Raw genomic sequence first — 19030 nt, 5'->3', positions numbered from 1 at the left:
CCATCTGCCTTCGACGTTAAGGCCGGGTTGCATCGAAGGCATACCATGTTGCCTATGACGCAAGAAGAGGGTGCGCTGGACGGCCTCGTACGCAAACGCATCCGGGCTCTGCGGGTCGCACAGGGCTTGTCCCTGGAGGAGCTGGCCACCCGCGCCCATCTCAGCCAGTCCTCGCTGAGCCGCATCGAGAACGGCCAGCGCCGCCTGGCGCTGGACCAGCTCGTCACCCTCGCCCGTGCCCTGGACACCACCCTCGATCAGCTCGTCGAGAACGCCGACGACGATGTCGTCATCAGCCCCATGATCCACGGTGCGCACGGTCTGAGCTGGCCGATGAAGGGCGACCCGGCCATGAGTGTCATACGTCGGCGGCTGACCGAGCCGCCGCCCGACAACCCCGCCAAGATGCGCGCCCACCCGGGCCGGGAATGGCTCGTCGTGCTGTCCGGCACCGCGATCCTGATGCTGGGCCACCGCCGCTTCCGCATCGAGACCAACCACGCCGCCGAGTTCCCGACGATGATGCCGCACGCCATCGGTGCCGAGGGCCGCCCTTGCGAGGTCATGTTCATCTTCGACCGCGACGCCCGCCGCGGACATCGCGAGAACGACGATCAGCGCGAGAACGGTGACAGCGACGCGCAAGGCGCCAGCCCGTAGCCACACCGGCGCCCCGGCCCGCCCCCGGCGCGCGTGCATCTTGCGCGCCCGGCAGCACACAGGGCCATCGCCTTGCGTGATTCGCAAGAAGATGTGCCGAAGGCGCATGGCGTGCTTACTGTGGCGGTATGACGCGGACACACGCACCCCACGAGAACCACCACGAGCACGGCCACCTCGAGCACGACGCCGACAGCGGGCAGGCGGAGATCCTCGACCTGGACGCGGAAGTCCTCGCCGAGCACATCGCCGCCATCACCAAATGGCTGCCCCTGAAGAATGGCCCGCGCCAGATCGTGGACCTGGCCTCCGGTACGGGAGCGGGCACCTTCGCACTCCTCGACCGCTTGCCCGAGGCGCACGTCACAGCCGTCGACGCCGCGCCCGGACACCTGCAACGGCTGCGGGAGAAGGCATGCGCCCGCGGTGTGGGCGAGCGCGTGCACACCGTGCTGGCCGACCTCGACGACGCCACCTGGCCCGACCTCGGAACGCCCGACCTCGTGTGGGCGTCGGCCTCCATGCACCACATGGCCGACCCCGACCACGCGCTGCGCACCGTCCGCGACCTGCTCGCGCCCGACGGCCTGTTCGCCGTCGTCGAGCTGGCCGGCCTCCCCCGCTTCCTGCCCGAGAACGCCCCCGCCGACCGGCCCGGCCTGGAAGACCGCGTCCACGCCGCGACCGACCGCGTCCACGCCGAGCACCTGCCCCACCGCGGCGCCGACTGGGGCCCCATGCTGAACGCCGCCGGATTCGCTGTGGCAGGCGAACTCACCGTCGCCGTCGACATCGACGGGTCCCGCAACGCGGCGATCGGCCGCTACGCCCTGAGCGTGCTGCAGCGCATCCGCGGTGCCGCCGCCGCGGAGCTTGCGGCGGAAGACCTCACCGCGCTCGACCTGCTGCTCGACACCGGCAGCCAGCACAGCATCCTGCGCCGTGACGACCTCGTGATACGCACCGAGCGCACCGTCTGGGCCGCACGCCGCACCTGACCGCCAGCCGGGGCGGGTCCGTCCGTGCGGCAGCCCCAGCACCCAGTGTCTTGCCCCGGAGTCCCCTCGAATCATGCTCTCGATGGGGGAGCGTCCCATTCCTCGTACGGGATCCCGGCGGCGTCGAACAATGGCAGGTAGCTCTGCCGCGGCGCGAGCTCGACCCGCGCTGAGTGTTCGGGCCGGCCCCTTACCCGGTTCCGCCCTGATCGGGCCCGGGTAAGGGGACGCTTCGAGCCCACGTCGGCGTGAACGTCCGATGCCGCATCCGTTGCCTCAGGACGACTGTCGTATCCGTCGAGAACGGACCGAGAGTGAAGAGGTAACGATCATGGTCACGGAGTGGGTTTGGGCCGGCGTTCCGATCGAGGTGTACTACCGCCACGAGGAGCTGCGCAAGGCTGGCCGCAGTGGCAGGAAGGCGAGGGCGCGCAGGCTGCGCCGCCTGCTCGCCAGGCACATCGAGCTGCCACGGCAGCGCACGGACGAGCCCGAGGTGGCGCCGCTGCGCCGCGCCGCCTGAGGGCGGCTCGGCGCCTGTCGGGAGCCGGCCGGTCAGCTCCCGCCGCCGGTCCGAGGAGAGGCCAGTTGAAGTGTGGAGTGAACGGCTTCCGCAGACACCAGCATCTCAGGATCTCGGCCACCGAGCACGAGCTCACTGAGACGACAGGCCCTGACGAGACCTGCTCTCAGTCCGGAAACTGCCGGGGAGGCCACCCCCGTACCTCATGGCCTCCAGCAGTGCGGCGACTGCGGCACCCCCGCCGGCTGCGCTAGATCGTGAAGGCCAGACGGCGCACGATGCGCTCACCGAGCGCGGTGTCGCCGTCGATCTCCACGTCGGGCAAACCCTCCTCGGCGGCGACGCGGCCACCGGCCAGGCGCGCGAAGAGCCCGGAGCCCAGTCGCAGCGTGGCCGTGGCCGGTCCGGGCAGCTCCGGCACCACCGAGGCGCGGCCGTCGACGGCGACATGCACGGTGCGCCGCAGCGCTCCGGTGAACTCCAGGGTGACGCTGGAGCCGTCCGGCGCGCCCGCCCGCTTGCCGATGACGAAGCCGAGCGACTCGACGAACTCGTCGAACGTCTGCTCCACACACGGCCCCGCCTCGTGGCCGGGCAGACCGGCCACATCGCGGACGTCCTGCTCGTGCAGCCAGGTGTCGAACAGGCGGATGCGCATGAACCGGCCGTAGGTGCGCTGGCCCACCGGGGTCCACGACGGCGCGTCGAAGTCCTCCTGCGTCATCGCCTCCAGCGCGGCCCGGCGCCGGGCGACGACGTCGCGGAAGCGGTCGAGCACCGGCTGCGGGCTCCAGTCCCGCATGGACAGCACCCAGCGCTCGTTGAAGGCCGCGATCTCGTTGCGCACATGGGACAACCCGGTGACGTCAACGCCGGGTTCCGGTGCCTGCTCGCCCAGCAGCGAGGCCTCGGTGCCGATCACGTGGGCCACGATGTCGCGCACGCTCCAGCCGGGCAGCCTGCTCGGCTCGTCCCATGTCGCCTCGGCCAGCGATGTGAGCAGCGCGTCCAGCGACTCCCACTGCGCGGTGAGCGCGCCGGTGATGACGTCCTTGTCGAACCCGGTTGTCGTGGTCACGAGGTGGTTTCCTCTCCCGTCCGGAAGTCGATGATCTGGCCCTTGTCGACGCTCACCCAGTCCCTACCGCGCAGGTACGGGGCGAGCGCGCCTGCGATGGCGTGCTCGTCGCGCTCGGTCTTGGGCCGCTGCAGCTCGTAGACGTGCGGGAAAGCGAGCATGCCGGTGACCAGCTCCCACAGCCGCACGGCCGCCTCGCCCGTGGGCGGGTCGACCAGCACCGGGCCGAACAGGCACTGCCCGTCGGGGAAGAACAGCGTGGGCACCCCGAAACCGCCCGCGTCGAGCACTCGCTGATGGTCGGCTCTGACGTCGTCGTGGGTGGCCGGATCGGCCAGTGCCTCGTCCAGCGACGCCGGGTCGGCACCGATCTCGGCGAGCAGCCGCCGCGCCGTCTCGGGATCGTGCGGCTTGCCGCCGTCGAGGTGCAGCTCCCGGCCTGCCCTGGCGTACCAGGCGTCGAGCAGCGCCGGGTCACGGCGGCGCAGCAGCGCGGCGACGCGCATCTGCGACCAGCCGTAGGACCACGGCCGCTCCCACGGGTGCTTCTTGCCCTCGAAGCGGTTGACCTCCTCGAGGCTGAAGAACCGCCAGTTGACCGTCAGCCCCGTGTGCGCACGGACCTCCCGGATCCAGCGCGAGGTGTGGTAAGCGAACGGGCACATGGGATCGAAGTGGAAGTCGACCTCGCTTGGCGTCGTGGTCATGCCTCCCCTTCCCGCAGGTGCACGTCGATGAGGTCGCGCAGCGCCGCCGGGATACCGGCCGCGGACAGGCCCTCGACCTTGGCCAGCAGGATCTGTCCCTGGGCGAGCGCGAGGAGGGAGCGCGCCAGCCGGTCGGGGTCCACGCCGTCGCGCAGCGCGCCGTCTGCCTGCGCCTGGCGGCAGAGCACGGCGAACTCGCGTTCCCACCGGGCGAAGGCCGCCGCCAGGTGCTCGCGCAGGGAATCATCCAGAGTGGACAGCTCGGCGGCGAGGTTGCCGAACGGGCAGCCGACGATCCGGCCGTACTTCGATTCGAACCGCGTCTGGATGGCGCCCACGGCGTCGGCCACGCCGCGCAGCCGTTCGGCCGCCGACGCCCCCGAGGCCGCGGACAGCTGGGCGAGGAGTCCCTGCGTATGCAGGTCGATGACGGCCTTGGCCAGCTCGGCCTTGGAGGGGAAGAAGTGGTAGAAGCTGCCCTTGCGCACGTCCGCCGCCGCGCACAGCTCGTCGACGCTCACCGCGCCGTAGCTGCGGGACAGGAACAGCCGGGCCGACGCGCGCACGATCCGCTCGCGGGAGTCGCTGATCCGGCCCATGACCGGAACCGTAGCGAGTAGTTGACCAGTCAGTCAACATCCGGACCCGTCGCCTCAAGCTCCCCAATGCGGCATTCGCTCCATGGGCGGGACAGCGACGCGAAGCGTCTGTGTTCGGCCGATGGAAGGAGGCGGGAGACATCCAGCGACCCTGGACGCAACGGTATACATTCATATACCGTCGTGTACCGAACTGCCCGTTTCGATGTCCAATGAGGGGCACACATGGTCAGAACCCACGCCTCCGCGTCCTCGTCCACCCGGACGGTGACGCGCCGGGCGATCACCGCGAGCTTCATCGGCACCACCATCGAGTGGTACGACTTCTTCCTCTACGGCACAGCCTCCGCACTGGTGTTCAACAAGCTTTTCTTCCCGGCGTTCTCCGACGCCGCGGGCACGATCGCGGCGTTCGGGGCGTTCGCCGCCGGTTTCCTCGCCCGGCCCGTGGGAGGCGCCGTCTTCGGGCACTTCGGCGATCGCGTCGGAAGAAAGTCGATGCTGGTCTACAGCCTGGTGGGGATGGGGATGGCGACCGTCGCCATCGGACTGCTGCCCACCTACGCACAGATCGGCGTCTGGGCGCCGGTCCTCCTGGTCGTCTGCAGGCTCGTGCAGGGTTTCGCCGTCGGCGGCGAGTGGGGTGGCGCCGTCCTGATGTCCGTCGAACACGCCGACGAGCGCAGACGTGGCTTCGCGGGAAGCTGGGTGCAGGCGGGTTCACCCGCCGGTCTGGTACTGGCGACCGTCGTGTTCGCGGCGTTCTCCGCACTGCCGGAGCAGCAGTTCATGTCCTGGGGCTGGCGCGTGCCCTTCCTGTTCTCCGCGCTGCTGCTCATCGTCGGACTGGTGATCCGCCTGCGGGTTCTCGAATCGCCCGAGTTCGAGCAGGTCAAGGACTCCGGTAAGCGGACGAAGGCTCCGCTGGTCGAGGCTCTGCGCAGGCACCCGCTCAACACGCTGCTGGCCATCGGCGCCTGCCTCGCCCCGTTCGTGAACTTCTACCTGTTCGCGACCTTCATCCTCACCTACGCCACGACCGGGCTCGGTCTGGAGCGGTCCGCCGTCCTGCCGATCGTCGCGGTGGCCGCGCTCATCGAGATCGCCACGATCCCCGCCGCGGCCGCGCTGTCCGACCGCATCGGCAGGCGCAAGGTATTCCTCGCCGGCACCGTGCTCCTCGCGGCCTACTCCTACCCGTTCTTCCTGCTGAACGAGGCGGCGGCCTCGACAGTCGTACTGGCCATCACCTCGGTCGTCGGGCTTTCACTGATTCACCCGCTCATGTACGGCCCGCTCGCGGCGTTGTTCGCGGAGATGTTCGACGCCGAGGTTCGCTACTCCGGCGCCTCGATCGGATACCAGATCGGCGCCATCCTCGGCGGCGGCTTCGCGCCGATGATCCTCGTCTCACTGGCCTCATGGGCCGGTGCCGCAGTGGCAATCCCGCCTTACATCATCGTGTTGTGCGCCCTGACGTTCGTCGCCGTCTACGTCGCCACAAGGCCGCGGCAGCGTGGCGAGGCCACGCGATGAGCGGGCACTGGCTTCCTGACCCAGGACGGTGGTGTGCCGCCTGCAACGGCGATCCTGCGCTCGCCGCCTTGGCCGCGCCCGCCGAGGTGTGCTTCGCGCTGTCGGACGACGAGCACTCGGTCACCGTCACCGTGCACGACGGCGTGTTCACGCCCGGCGGCGACGCACCAGCGTTCGTCCTGCGAGCCCGCCCGCAGGACTGGCGTGCGTTCTTCTCCCCGCATCCGGAACCGCCGTACCAGAGCTGGTTCGGCATGCGGATGCGCCGCGACGCGCGGGTGCAGGGTGACGAGCTGGTATTCGCGCAGCACGTCCATCTCGTGCGCCGCTTCCTCGACCACGGCAGGCATCTGCTCGGCGCTACCGAACCGGAGACGCGGGCGGCCCAGCCCGACCGTGGTGGCATCCGAGGCGGCTATGTCCGGATCACCGTGGACGATCTCGACTGCGACATCCACTACGAGCAGGCCGGTTCCGGAACCGACCTGCTGTGCCTGCACACAGCAGGCGCCGACGGACGCCAGTACCACGGACTGCTGGGCGATCCGGACTTCACCGCGCGCTATCGGATGACCGTGTTCGACCTGCCGGGACACGGCCGCTCGGACCCGTTGCCCGCGCAGCTCGACGGCCGGTACTCGCTGACCACCGACTGCTACGCGTCGGTGGTGCTGGCGGTGGCCGAGGCGCTCGCCTTGGATCAGCCCGTCGTGTGCGGATGCTCGATGGCCGGGGAGATCTGTCTCGAGCTGGCGTGGCGGGAGCCGGGCCGGTTCAGTGGCGTGATCGCATGCGAGGCGGCCGAGCACGTCCCCGGACGCCGTGTCTCCTGGGCCCGGCACCCGCTGGTGAACCAGGCGTTGTTCGTCCCGGAGTGGATCTACGGCCTGAGCTCGCCGACCAGCCCGCGGCACGCACGGGACCTGATCTGGTGGCAGTACTCGCAGGGCGGCTACGCCACCTTCGCCGGAGACATCGACTTCTACAGCGGCGACTGGGACGCCCGTGACAGGCTCGGTGAGATCGACACGGGCCGGTGCCCGGTCGTGCTGATGACCGGGGAGTACGACTACTCGTGCACGCCGGAGATGTCGCGGCGGACCGCCGAGCGGATCCCGGGCGCGGCGTTCTGGCCCATGCCGGGGCTCGGCCACTTTCCCATGGCGGAGAACCCCGCGCTGTTCGCCACGTACCTGTCCCGCGCCCTCGATCACATCGGAGTGTGACCGTGTCAGACGATACCGCCATGGTCATCGGCGGCAGGCCGGTCCTGCCGGAGCCCGGCAGGACCATCCCCGTGCTCAACCCCTTCGACGGGCACCTGCTGGCCGACATCCCCGACGCGACGGCCCAGCAGGTGACCGACGCGGTCACCGCGGCAGGCGAGGCCTTCGAGCGCTGGAGCCGGGTGCCGGGCGTGGAGCGTGCACGCCTGCTGACGCGCCTGGCCGACCTGATCGAGGCCAACGCCGAACGGCTGGCCAGGATGGAGACCTCGGACAACGGCAAGCTGCTCGGCGAGACCAGGGTGCAGGCCCGGTTCGCCGCCCGCAACTACCGTTTCTTCGCCGGCCAGGCCGACAAGATATACGGAAGCACCATCCCGCTCGACTCGGAGTCCACATTCGACTACACCACCCGCGAGCCGGTGGGAGTCGCCGCGCTGATCACCGCGTGGAACTCGCCCATGCAGCTGCTGGCCAACAAGCTGGCCCCGGCGCTGGCCGCGGGCTGCACGGTCGTGATCAAGCCGTCCGAGCAGGCCCCACTGACCACCCTGGCGACGGCCGCGCTCGTCGAGGAGGCAGGGTTTCCGCCCGGGGTTGTCAACGTCGTCACGGGCGGGCCCGAGGCGGGAGCCGCACTGACCGGCGACGCCCGTCTCGGGCGGATCAGTTTCACCGGCAGCGTCCGGACGGGCCAGGCGATCGCCGCCACCGCCGCACGGACACTCGTCCCGCTCACCCTGGAGCTGGGGGGCAAGTCGCCGAACATCGTCTTCGAGGACGCACCGCTCGACCGCGCGCTGGCCGGCGCACTCGCGGGCATCTTCGCCGCGGGTGGGCAGACCTGCATCGCGGGCAGCAGGCTGCTGGTGCACCGCAGCCACTACGAACGGATGGTGACGGAGCTGGCCGCCCGTGCCGAGAGCATCGTGCTCGGCGACCCGCTCGATCCGGCGACGCAGATGGGGCCGCTCGCCAACAAGGAACACCTGGAGCGGGTGCTGGCCATGGTGCACGATGCGCGGTCGGCGGGCGCGTCGCTGCGCGCCGGCGGCGACCGCCCCGCCGACCCGGCGCTGAGGGCGGGCTGTTTCCTGCGGCCGACGGTGTTCGCCGACGTCGGGCCTGGATCGGCGCTGGCCCAGGAAGAGGTGTTCGGTCCTGTGCTGGCGGTCATGCCGTTCGCGAGCGAGGACGAGGCCGTCGAGATCGCCAACGGCACAGCCTACGGGCTCGCCTCCGGGGTGTGGACCCGAGATCTGGCGCGGGCCCACCGTGTCGCGCGTCGGCTCGTCGCGGGGACGGTATGGGTGAACACCTACCGCGCCGGCGCCGCGCAGGCGCCGTTCGGCGGAGTGCGCCGTTCCGGCTACGGGCGGGAACGCGGCCTCGAGGCGATCGACGAGTACGTGCGCACCAAGAACGTGATGATCGACCTGTCCGAGGACGTGCGCGATCCGTTCGTCATCAAGGCATGAGGAGGAGACGAGCGTCATGACCGTCCACACCGTAGGGCTGTGCGGCCTCGGTCAGATGGGTCTGGCCGTGGCCGAGAGGCTCGCGAGCGCCTACCGCGTCGTGGCCGCCGACCCGGACGCGCAGCGCCGCGCCCTCGCAGAGCAAGTGGACGGCGTGACCGCCGTGGCAGACGCGGAGTCGCTGCGGGACGCGCCGGTCGTCGTGCTGTCCCTGCCCAGGCCCGAGGTCTCGCACGCGCTGTGCGCCGAGCTCGCCGGCCTGCTGCCCCGTGGTGCCGTCGTGATCGAGACCTCCACGGTGTTGCCCGCCGACGCCCGCGCCTGTGAGGCGGTTCTGCGGCCGCACGGTATCGGTTACGTCGACGCGGCCATCCTGTCCGGGGTCGGTCAGATGCGCGACGGTGCGGCAACCCTGCTGGTGGGCCCGGCCGCGACCGGCGGAGGCATCGACACGGTGCTGGACACGCTCGGGTCCACGGTGCTGCGCTTCGGCACCACGGGCGCGGGCATGGCCGCGAAGGTGATCAACAACCAGGTCGCCCACGCCGTGATGGTGGTCCTGGCCGAGGCGACCGCGCTCGCCACGTCCGCGGGCGTCGGGCTCGACCACCTCGTGGCCTTGCTATCCAAACCGGACGGTGGCCTCGTCCGGCCGCTCACCCACCGGATCGCCGAACGGGTTGCCCACAGCGACTACGACGGCGGGATGCCGACCGACGCAGCGCGCAAGGACTCGGTGCTCGCACTGTCGATGGCGCAACAACTGGGCGTGCCGTTGTTCGCGACCCAGGCCGCCCACACCGTCTACGACCTCGCCGTCGCCGCCGGTCTCGGACGGCGGGACTACGCAGCCGTCGCCACGCTGTGGCAGCAGTGGACCGGGGAGCGGATCGGTGGCTGAGCCCGACGGCGTCTACGCGCTGCGCTATGCATACCGGACGGAGTCCGTGCGCGGCGAGCACTTCTACGGCCATGATCCCGACTGCCTCGCCCCGTGGCCGATCGACTACTACATCTGGGCGATCTGCCGCGGCGACGAGGTCGTGCTGCTCGACGCCGGGTTCACCCCTGACGAGGCGCGGCGGAGGGGAAGCAGGCCGTACCTGGAGACGCCGGCCGGGCTGGTGCGCAGACTCGGCCGCAGCCCTGCGCAGGTGTCGGCCATCGTGCTGTCGCACCTGCACTACGACCACGCCGGCAACCTCGCGGACTTCCCGGACGCGACCGTGATCCTGCAGCGGTGTGAGTACGACTTCTGGCGCTCGCCGATGGGTTCTCGCGGCGCCTACGCGCACCTGTGCAACCCCGCCGACCTCACCGAGCTGGCCGACCGGCAGCGGCGGGGCCTGCTGCGCCTCGTCGATGGCGACTGGGACCTGGACGGCGCGGTGAGCGGACACCATGTCGGCGGGCACACGCCCGGTACTCAGGTGCTCCGCGTCGCCGCCGAGCGGCCGGTCGTGCTCGCCTCCGACGCGTCGCACTTCTACGAGAACATCGATGCCGACCGGCCCTACGGGGTCGTCCACGAGCTCGCGGGAATGTACGCCGCGTTCGATCGCATCGCCGCGCTCGCGGGTCCGGACGGTGTGGTCGTGCCGGGCCACGACCCGGCCGTGCGAGCCAGGCATCCGGCCACGCCACATCACGACGGACTTGTCCACCCCATCAGCTACCTGTGAGGATCAGCAGTGTCCACGGAGAACAGCCACGCCGACGACACCGACGTCATCGTTGTCGGAGGCGGCAACGCCGGGTTCGCCGCCGCGCACGCGGCAGCCCTGCGCGGACGGCGGGTCGTCCTGCTCGAGAAGGGCGGCGCGGACCACGCGGGCGGTAACAGCTACTACACCGCAGGTGCCACCCGCATCGCACACGGCGGACTTGCCGATCTCGCCGACATCGTCGAGCCGGATTCCCGGCACGAGAACGCCGATGTGCCGCCGTACAGCGAGGCCGACTACGCGGCGGATCTGGAGCGAGTCACCGGCGGCCGCAACGACCCGGAGCTGACGCGGGTGCTGGCGGCCGAGTCCGCGGACACGGTGCGCTGGCTGCACCGGCTCGGGATGCGCTACCGGCTGATGTACGAGCGGCAGGCCTACCGGCTTGCCGACGGCACATGGCGGTTCTGGGGTGGCCTGCACGTCGGCAACGTCGATGGTGGCGTGGGCCTGATCGCCGACCACACCCGGATCGCACGGGAACTTGGCACCGATGTGCGCTACGGCTGCGTGGTGACCGACCTGGTGACCGAGGCGGATCGTGTCGTCGGTGTGCGTGGCAGGCGGGGCGGCGAGCCGTTCGAGCAGTGCGCGGAGTCGATCGTGCTGGCGGCGGGGGGTTTCGAGGCGAACGCCCTGCTGCGCCGCGAACACCTCGGTGCGGGCTGGCAGCACGCGGTGGTGCGAGGGACACCGCACAACACGGGGGAGATGATCGATGCGGCGCTGCGGATCGGCGCGGCCAGGGGTGGTGACTGGTCCTCCGCGCACAGCGTGCAATGGGACGGCCGCTTCCCCGACAACGAGAGCAACCGGACCCTCACCAACCGGCTCACCAGACAGTCGTATCCCGTGGGCATCATCGTCAACACCGAGGGGCGGCGGTTCGTTGACGAGGGTGCCGACTACCGCAACTACACCTACGCCAAGTACGGCAAGGCGATCCTCGAGCAGCCGGGCAGCATCGCGTTTCAGATCTTCGATGCGTCGCTGCGTCCGCTGCTGCGTGCCGAGGAGTACGACATGCCCGGGATCTCGGTGGAGTCCGCGGACACCCTGGAGGAACTCGCCCTGCGGCTCGGGGTGAACGTCGCAGGGTTCGTCGCCACCGTGAAGTCGTTCAACGACTCGATCGACACCGGCCGTGCGTTCGAGCCTGCCGTGAAGGACGCGCGCAGGGCGGACACGACACCACCGAAGTCGAACTGGGCATCGCCGATCGAGACGCCGCCGTTCTTCGGCTACCCGGTGACGTGCGGCATCACCTTCACCTTCGGCGGGCTCAAGGCCGACACGCACGGCCGGGTGCTGAGCACGCGGGGCGGGCCCATCGCCGGCCTGTATGTCTGCGGCGAGATGCTCGGCGGCCTGTTCAGCGGGAACTATCCCGGCGGGTCCGGCCTGGCCGCGGGCATGGTGTTCGGGCGCAGGGCGGGCGCGCTGGCCTGAACGTCGCGTATCCTCGTGCATACACTGGTATACGGGGGAAGGTGGCTCCAGGTGGCGACGTCGGTGTACGAACGCATCCGGCAGGACATAGTCGCGCGCAGGATCGACTCCGGCGAGCCCCTGGTCGAGGCCGCCTTGGCCAGCCGTTACGGAACCAGCCGGACGCCGGTCCGGGAGGCGCTCTACCGGTTGCACGCCGAACAGCTCGTCGAGCGGCACGGCCGCGGCTACGTCGTCCGCGAGACCAGCCCGGAGGAGATCCTGGACATCTATGAGGTCCGTACCTCCCTGGAGGGCACTGCGGCAAGCGGTGCCGCGGCACGGCGCACCGACCTGGACCTCTCGCGCCTGCGGGCGGCACACGAGGCCATGGCCAGCCTGGACAGCGCGGACGGTGACGCCCGTGCCGAGGTCAACCGGCAGTTCCACGAGGCGCTGTGGCGTGCGAGTCACAATACGACGGTCGTCGATCTGCTGATCCGGCTGCACACCCATCTGATCCGGTATCCGACGAGCACGCTCACCTACGAGGACCGCTGGGCCGTGGTACTTGACGAGCATGCCCGCCTGATAGAGCTCATCGAGAAGCGTGACGCGCCGGGGGCACGGCAGCTCGCCGAGCATCACATGGAGGGCGCGCGCGACGTCCGGCTCCGCATGTACGCGGGGCAGTAGGCGGCAAGCCGGGCGCCCGGACGACGTCGGCCAGCCCGCCTCTCCTGCCTGAGCATGACAAGGTCAACGACGCCATGGCGCTACCTCGCGGACGCCGGCCGACTCGCGGTGCTGGGCGACGCGGCGGTGTTCATCGGGTGGCGTTGACCCGGGGCGCGCCTGCGACTCGTCCAAGCAGACTCCGGCTCTGCGCGCACGTGCGCGACATCCGCAACCAGGCTCTACGGTGAAGCCGGCTCGCTACATCGAGGTGGACGGTGGAGACGTGGTCGGACGGTGGTGGCCGACTCATGGCCGAGCAGCAGGACAGCGACGCCGTCATCTCCGTCGCCCCGGCATCCGGAGCGACGAAGGATACGACCTGTCCGAAGTCGAGCCCTCAGCCGGTGGGTTGCGGCCTGTGGGTGTCCCGCGCCGCGTCGTTCGGGATCACGTCCCGAGGCCCACTCCTGTGGACAGAGTCCGGACCAACGAAAGCGTTCTCGGTGCCAAGTGCCTGATCGAGCGGCGACATCACGGACGATGCCCCGCCCTTTCGTGTCACTGGTCCGCGACGTCATCGATCCCGCAGCGCGGGCCCGCGGTACGGTCGCTCGGCGCCTGCCTCGCTGCGCAGTCGACTCAGGTCCACGTGGGACGCTCACGGACTTGCCAGCCGTGGAGAACCTGCCGGATTCACGGAATCCGGTACGGGGCGGCGGCGCGTTCGCTAATGTCGGCGATCGTTCCGTGTCCGTTGCTGGAGGTTTGATGGACGTCACCGTCAACGTGTCAGGTGCCCACGACGCCGGCGCCGAGATCCGGTCGCTGCTGCGCTGGCTGCAACGGGATGATGATCTGCTGGGCACCAGCATCCGGTTGGCGCCGGCCGCACCGGGGCCGGAGGAGATGGGCGCCGTGAGCGACGTGCTGGTGGTAGCCCTGGGGTCCGGCGGCGCCGGGGCTGTGCTGGCCAGGTCGTTGAGCGTGTGGGTCCAGCACCGCACCTCGGACCTCAAGCTCACGTTCCGCGGCAAGGAGGGAACCGTGCAGCTGGACGGGAAGCGGATCAAGGACCCGGTCGCGGTCGTCGAGGCGCTGAGGGAAGCTGTGGGGGAGTAGCGATGGTTCTGCCGGACCCGGACAGGAGCTGGGCGTGTCTGATCGGTGTCAGCACCTACCTCAGGGACGACGGCCTCGCGGATCTTCCCTCGGTGCCGAACAACCTTGACGCGCTCCACGAGCTCCTTACCGATCCGCTGATCGCCGGCCTGCCCGACGATCACTGCGTCGTCATCCGGGAGCCCACGAACGTCCAGGAGCTGGCGCTCCAGGTTGAGGACGTCGCCAACAGGGCGACCGACATGTTCCTGTTCTACTTCGCCGGGCACGGGCTTATTGACCCGTATTTCGACGGCTGCCTCTACCTGGCGACCGCTCACGCGCTCCAGGACAAGCCCCACTTCACCTCATTCGCCTACGACGACCTGCGCCGAGCCATGCTCTCTTCCCATGCGCGCAGCAAAGTCGCCGTGCTCGACTGCTGCTTCAGCGGGCTGGCCCACGGGACCATGAGCGGGGGCGTCGCGCAGGTCGCCGGCCAGCTCGACATCCGGGGCAGCTGCGTGCTGACCGCCACGAAGAACAACCAGATGGCGAAGGCTCCGGTCGGCGCCGCCTACACCGCCTACACCGGGCACCTCATCGACGTGCTCAGGAGCGGCGTGGACGGGGGCCCCGAGCTGATCGACATCACGACACTGCACGAACAGTTGCTGTACCGGCTACGCAGTGCCGGCCTGCCGGAACCCACGATCAGTGGCAGCGACACCATCGGCCGACTGTCATTGGTACGCAACGCTTCCTGGCGACCGGCAGACGCCGCCGAGGATCCGGTCGATCTCGCCGATCCGAACGAAGTCTTCCGGCGGGGCCGCCAGCTCGAGGACAACGGTGAGCCGGCGGCAGCCGAACGCCTCTACCGGCGAGCGGTCTCGGCCGGCAACAGCGACGTGATGCTCATGCTGGGCGTTTTCTACGAGGATCGCGCTGACTGGGCGCGGGCCGAGCGGTGGTACCGCGAGTCGGCGGGCAAGGGGCTCGTCATGGGGATGACCGTCCTCGGCGCGTGCCTGGAGAAACAGGGAAAGTTGGGCGAAGCCGAGTCGTGGTACCGCAAGGCGGCCGAGCTTGACCAGCCGGCCGCGATGGAGGGGGTGGGTCGGCTCGCCGAGAGGCGCGGGAGTACCGACGAAGCCGAGCGGTGGTACCGCAAGTCCGTCGAGGCCGGTCGCGTGGACGCGATGATCCCGTTGGGCGGGTCCCTCGACCGGCGAGGCGACGAGATGGGGGCACGTTCGTGGTATCACCGGGCGGCGGATGCGGGTCACGCGGTCGGCTGGACGTGCCTGGGCCTGATGTGTGCCGATCGAGGCCGGCAGAGCGAGGCTGACGCATGGTTCCACAAGGCGGCGGCTGCCGGTGAGCCCAGCGCGATGATCAACCTGGGTGTGCGGGCACTGGAGAGGAAGGAGCGAGCGGAGTCGCTCCGGTGGTTTCGCGAGGCCGCGGAGGCGGGCAGTACCGACGGGATGGTTCGCCTCGGAAACGAACTCCAGCGGGCCGGTGACATCGCCGGTGCCGGGCCGTGGTTCCTTCGTGCGGCTGAACAGGGCGATGGGCAGGGCATGGTCGCCGTGGGCAGGTTGTACGAGAACGCCGGTGACGCGGTAGCCGCGGAGAACTGGTACCGGAGAGGCATCGAGGCTGGTAGTGACATCGGCGTGGTCAGTCTGTCGGTACTGCTCGTCGGGCGGGGCCAGTGGGACGAGGCCGAGCGGGTGTGCCGCGCGTCCGCCGAAGCAGGCCAGGTCACAGGAATGGCTGCGCTGGGACATCTCCTCGCCAACCGCGGCGACCCGGAAGAAGCCAAGTACTGGCAAGATCGGGCGCGTGCGGCGGGCCAAGGTTGAACTCCGAGCCCGCTCCCGGCGGACGCCTCGGGCCCGGTACAGTTCCCGGCCCCGCTGCCTCCCGAGCACCGCGAATGAAGGCACGCTCGGCGGTTTCCCCTAGATGCCTGGTCACCTCTCGTGAGTGCGCAAGCGAGTTAGAACACTGTTACGCACTCACGACCGGTGACCTGCGCTCGTGCCGAGGGGTCAGCCGGCCTGGCGAGCACGGTCACCGAGAAGCCGCTCCCGGTAGGCGGTGGGGGACTCGCCGAACTCCGCCTTGAACAGCCGGCTGAAATGCGCGGCGTCGTGCAGGCCCCAGCGGCCTGCCACCCACGAGACGGGGCGATCGGCGAACAGCGGGTCGGCCAGGTCGCGGCGGATGTGCTCGAGCCGCCGGGAGCGGATCCACACCGAGACCGTCTGTCCCTCAGCCGAGAAGATCGTGTAGAGGTGCCGGGTCGAGATGTAGTGGGCCCGGGCGATGGACGACGGCGTGAGGTCGTGCTCGCCGAGGTGCTCGAGGATGTACTCGCGCACCTCCCGTGCCAGACTCCGCGCCGGATTCGTCGCGGGCCCCTGGCGGCGGTGCAGTTCCTGCGACAACATGGTGACGAGCAGGTCCAGGGCCGAATGGACCAGTCGTGAAGCATGACTGCCGGCCAGCTGGTCCATGTTCCTCCCGAGCTCGACGAAGAACGGGTTGATCACCCGGCCCAGGCCGGTCTCGCTGGGGAAGCGCGTGGCGGTGACCCTGGCGACCTCGTCCCGCGGCAGATCCACGAGCTCGTGCGGGAACATGATGACCATGGCCTGGTTGCGCTCCGGGAACGTCAGCGTGTACGGCCGGTGCGTGTCATAGATGGCCAGGTCGCCGGGTCTCAGTTCCACGGAACGACCGTCCTGCTCCAGAACCGCGGGACCGGCCAGCTGAAGGCTCAGCTTGTAGAACCGGTTGTCGTCGTCCGATATCAGTTCCGGGGTACGCCGCACGACGTGCGGCGTCGCCACGATCTCGAACAGGGAGACGTTCCCGACCACGGTCTGCGCGAGGTGGCCCTGGAAGGCGACGCCATCGAGCTCCTCGATCTCCAGCGGCACGACGGCGTGTGCGACCGCGGATCTCCAGACGTCGAGAGCGAACGGTGCGTCCGGCGTGTCGATCACGTAGCTCGCGCTGGCGGAACCGGACATCGCTCCTCCTTCCTCGAGGGATGGCGGATTCGGGCAATCGTATACGAGCGGCGGTGCCGGGTATGCCGTTTCGTGATGCCTCGAGGCACCATCGGTGCCGGTTGTCCGAGCGCGCAGACCGCTTGACTGTCCGTGGCCGATCGGACAAGCAGGCGGAGGATACCCCGCGCGGGCGGTTACCTTATTCCACAACCCGCGGCCGCAGGAACAGCTGTACTAGGAGGATCGTTGACGACGGACACCACCTCACGCGGCACTCGGCCGTCGTCCTTCGGTGTGACACACCCGCTCGACATGCTGACGGCCGAGGAGGTCGCTGCGGCCCGGGACATTCTCGTCCGCCACGGCAAGGTCGGTCCGGCAACCCGATTCCCGCGCCTGTTGCCGGTCGAGCCGGACAAGCAGGCCGTTCTGGGCCACCTCCCGGGCACGGACGACTTCGACCGCAGCGTGCTGGTCACCCTCCTGGACACCTCCACCGGACAGATCAGCGAGGCCGTCGTGTCCGTCACCGCCGACGCGGTGACCTCCTGGCGGGATCTGGCGACGGCGGAGCACCCGTACGGGCAGCCCCAGTATCTGCTGGAGGAGTACGGTCGCGCCGCCGAGATCGTCAAGGCGGATCCCCGCTGGCAGGCGGCCATGGCGCGCCGCGGCATCACCGACACGACCGACACGTTCGTCGCCCCGCTCGCGCCCGGATTCTTCCCCCGGGAGGGTGAGACGGGCCGGCGCATGATCCGGTCGCTCACCTTCCACCGCCGCCACGCCGGCGACAACCCGTGGGCGCATCCCGTCGAGGGGCTCATCGCGCATGTGGACCTGACCGGCGGAAAGGTGACCCGCCTGGAAGACGACGGTGACGTCCCCGTGCCGCTGGACGACTGGCACTACACGCCTGAACACACCGGACCGGCCCGCACCACGCTGAAGCCGCTGGAGATCACCCAACCCGAGGGCCCCTCCTACACCGTGGACGGCACCCTCGTCCGCTGGGAGAACTGGTCGCTGCGGGTCGGCTTCAACGCCCAGGAAGGTCTGGTCCTGAACCAGATCACCTTCCGCGACGGCGACGAGGACCGCCCCGTCATCTACCGGGCCTCCGTACCCGAGATGGTCGTCCCGTACGGCGACACGGCGACCACCCGCTACTGGATCAGCTACTTCGACGCCGGTGAGTACGCCCTCGGCAAGAACGCCAACTCGCTCAAGCTCGGTTGCGACTGTCTCGGTGAGATCACCTACTTCGACGCCGTGGTGGCCGACGACCATGGCAACCCGATGCCCATCCCGCACGCCGTGTGCATGCACGAGGAGGACTACGGGATCCTCTGGAAGCACACGGAACTGGGCGAACCGTCCCATGTCCGGCGTTCCCGCCGCCTCGTGCTCTCCTACTTCGCCACCGTCGGCAACTACGACTACGGCTTCTTCTGGTACTTCTACCTCGACGGCTCGATCCAGATGGAGACCAAGGCGACCGGCATCGTGTTCGCCGGTGCCGCGGAGCCCGGAACCGAGAACCCGCATGCGCCCGAGATCGCCCCGGGCATCATCGGCCCGGTCCACCAGCACATCTTCTGCGCGCGGCTGGACATGTCCGTCGACGGACCGGCGAACTCGGTCGAGGAGGAGAACCTCGTCGGGATCCCCACCGGCCCGCGGAACCCGCACGGGAATGCCTTCACCTACGAACGCGTCCGGCTGTCCCGCGAGTCGGAGGCCGCGCGGGACGCCAACAGCGAAACCGGGCGCCGCTGGTACGTGACCAGCGCGAACCGGCGCAATGCCGTCGGCAAGCCGACGGCATATCAGCTCACTCCGATGGCGGGCCCCCGGCTCATGGCTCAGCCGGGCTCCTCGGCGGGCAACCGCGCCGAGTTCGCCCGCCACCACCTGTGGGTGACCGCGTACGACCCGGCCGAACGCTTCCCGGCAGGCGACTACCCGAACCAGCACGCGGGAGGCGGCATCGGCCGGTGGGTCCACGCCGACCGCCCGCTCACCGACACCGACGTCGTCCTGTGGCACACGTTCGGACCCACCCACATCCCCCGGCCCGAGGACTGGCCCGTGATGCCCGTCGACTACTCCGGGTTCTGGCTCAAGCCGCACGGCTTCCTCGATGCGAACCCGGCGCTCGACCTGCCGGACTGGTCCGCCCGCGGCCATGGCGGGCAGGCCGGAACCGGTGAGTCCACTGGCGACTGCTGCCACTGACCGGACGCCGTATCAAGCCGTATCAAGCCG

17 protein-coding genes are annotated in these 19030 nt (G+C 69.8%); 13 read left to right on the top strand and 4 right to left on the bottom strand.

The features are described 5' to 3' along the window. Window positions 1-54: 54 nt before the first annotated feature. The 3 genes from JAP66_RS21940 to JAP66_RS21930 all read left to right on the top strand — a co-directional run bounded on the left by JAP66_RS21940 (window position 55) and on the right by JAP66_RS21930 (window position 2181). Window positions 55-660 carry a helix-turn-helix domain-containing protein gene (locus JAP66_RS21940; RefSeq protein ID WP_199433708.1) on the top strand — a complete coding sequence of 202 codons (606 nt, stop codon included), beginning with the start codon at window positions 55-57 and terminating at the stop codon, window positions 658-660. A 128-nt stretch (window positions 661-788) separates the two neighbouring features. Further along, the gene (locus JAP66_RS21935) at window positions 789-1658 is read left to right on the top strand and encodes a class I SAM-dependent methyltransferase (RefSeq protein ID WP_199433707.1); all 870 of its coding nucleotides are present in this window, start codon (window positions 789-791) and stop codon (window positions 1656-1658) included. 331 nt (window positions 1659-1989) lie between these two features. Next, the gene (locus JAP66_RS21930; protein ID WP_199433706.1) at window positions 1990-2181 is read left to right on the top strand and encodes a hypothetical protein; all 192 of its coding nucleotides are present in this window, start codon (window positions 1990-1992) and stop codon (window positions 2179-2181) included. Window positions 2182-2431: 250 nt separating this feature from the next. Here JAP66_RS21930 and JAP66_RS21925 read toward each other — a convergent pair whose 3' ends face one another. Genes JAP66_RS21925 through JAP66_RS21915 form a run of 3 tightly spaced genes read right to left on the bottom strand, consistent with a single transcriptional unit; the run spans window position 2432 to window position 4565 of the window. Then, window positions 2432-3259: a maleylpyruvate isomerase family mycothiol-dependent enzyme gene (locus tag JAP66_RS21925; protein WP_199433705.1), complete on the bottom strand. Its 828-nt coding sequence runs from the start codon at window positions 3257-3259 to the stop codon at window positions 2432-2434. Next, entirely contained in the window at window positions 3256-3966 is a 711-nt protein-coding gene (locus JAP66_RS21920) for a mycothiol-dependent nitroreductase Rv2466c family protein (RefSeq protein WP_199433704.1), read from the bottom strand. The genes JAP66_RS21925 and JAP66_RS21920 overlap by 4 nt, the downstream gene beginning before the upstream one ends. Then, window positions 3963-4565 (bottom strand): TetR/AcrR family transcriptional regulator, encoded by a 603-nt coding sequence (locus JAP66_RS21915; protein ID WP_199433703.1) that lies wholly within the window; start codon window positions 4563-4565, stop codon window positions 3963-3965. Before JAP66_RS21915 ends, JAP66_RS21920 begins: the two co-directional genes overlap by 4 nt. Window positions 4566-4790: 225 nt before the next feature. Between JAP66_RS21915 and JAP66_RS21910 the strand changes: the two genes are divergently transcribed. From JAP66_RS21910 to JAP66_RS21870, 9 genes are all read left to right on the top strand, one after another. Further along, window positions 4791-6101: an MFS transporter gene (locus JAP66_RS21910; protein WP_199433702.1), complete on the top strand. Its 1311-nt coding sequence runs from the start codon at window positions 4791-4793 to the stop codon at window positions 6099-6101. A gap of 68 nt (window positions 6102-6169) precedes the next feature. Next, window positions 6170-7327, top strand: coding sequence for an alpha/beta fold hydrolase (locus JAP66_RS21905; protein WP_199433701.1), 1158 nt, complete (start codon window positions 6170-6172; stop codon window positions 7325-7327). A gap of 2 nt (window positions 7328-7329) precedes the next feature. Further along, complete coding sequence (locus tag JAP66_RS21900; RefSeq protein ID WP_307849671.1) at window positions 7330-8805, top strand: aldehyde dehydrogenase; 1476 nt, start codon at window positions 7330-7332, stop codon at window positions 8803-8805. A 16-nt stretch (window positions 8806-8821) separates the two neighbouring features. Further along, window positions 8822-9706: an NAD(P)-dependent oxidoreductase gene (locus tag JAP66_RS21895; RefSeq protein WP_199433700.1), complete on the top strand. Its 885-nt coding sequence runs from the start codon at window positions 8822-8824 to the stop codon at window positions 9704-9706. Further along, entirely contained in the window at window positions 9699-10487 is a 789-nt protein-coding gene (locus JAP66_RS21890) for an N-acyl homoserine lactonase family protein (protein ID WP_199433699.1), read from the top strand. The genes JAP66_RS21895 and JAP66_RS21890 overlap by 8 nt, the downstream gene beginning before the upstream one ends. A 9-nt stretch (window positions 10488-10496) precedes the next feature. Continuing rightward, window positions 10497-11978 carry an FAD-dependent tricarballylate dehydrogenase TcuA gene (gene tcuA / locus JAP66_RS21885; RefSeq protein ID WP_199433698.1) on the top strand — a complete coding sequence of 494 codons (1482 nt, stop codon included), beginning with the start codon at window positions 10497-10499 and terminating at the stop codon, window positions 11976-11978. A 51-nt stretch (window positions 11979-12029) separates the two neighbouring features. Further along, a complete protein-coding gene (locus JAP66_RS21880) occupies window positions 12030-12653 on the top strand; it encodes a GntR family transcriptional regulator (RefSeq protein ID WP_199433697.1) in 624 nt (207 codons plus the stop codon). A gap of 750 nt (window positions 12654-13403) precedes the next feature. Further along, entirely contained in the window at window positions 13404-13754 is a 351-nt protein-coding gene (locus JAP66_RS21875; RefSeq protein ID WP_199433696.1) for an effector-associated constant component EACC1, read from the top strand. A 2-nt stretch (window positions 13755-13756) separates the two neighbouring features. Further along, complete coding sequence (locus JAP66_RS21870) at window positions 13757-15604, top strand: caspase, EACC1-associated type (RefSeq protein WP_199433695.1); 1848 nt, start codon at window positions 13757-13759, stop codon at window positions 15602-15604. A 189-nt stretch (window positions 15605-15793) separates the two neighbouring features. On the opposite strand, the gene JAP66_RS21865 is transcribed toward JAP66_RS21870, so the two are convergent. Continuing rightward, complete coding sequence (locus JAP66_RS21865) at window positions 15794-16780, bottom strand: AraC-like ligand-binding domain-containing protein (RefSeq protein WP_199433694.1); 987 nt, start codon at window positions 16778-16780, stop codon at window positions 15794-15796. 228 nt (window positions 16781-17008) lie between these two features. Here JAP66_RS21865 and JAP66_RS21860 point away from each other — a divergent pair, with 228 nt between their 5' ends. Beyond that, the gene (locus JAP66_RS21860) at window positions 17009-19000 is read left to right on the top strand and encodes a primary-amine oxidase (RefSeq protein ID WP_268963282.1); all 1992 of its coding nucleotides are present in this window, start codon (window positions 17009-17011) and stop codon (window positions 18998-19000) included. Window positions 19001-19030: the final 30 nt, after the last annotated feature.

Source organism: Qaidamihabitans albus, from assembly GCF_016464705.1.
In the GTDB taxonomy this organism is placed as follows: domain Bacteria; phylum Actinomycetota; class Actinomycetes; order Mycobacteriales; family Pseudonocardiaceae; genus Qaidamihabitans; species Qaidamihabitans albus.
Note: the sequence above shows the minus strand (reverse complement) of the source record. Positions and strands in the feature narration are given on the sequence as shown.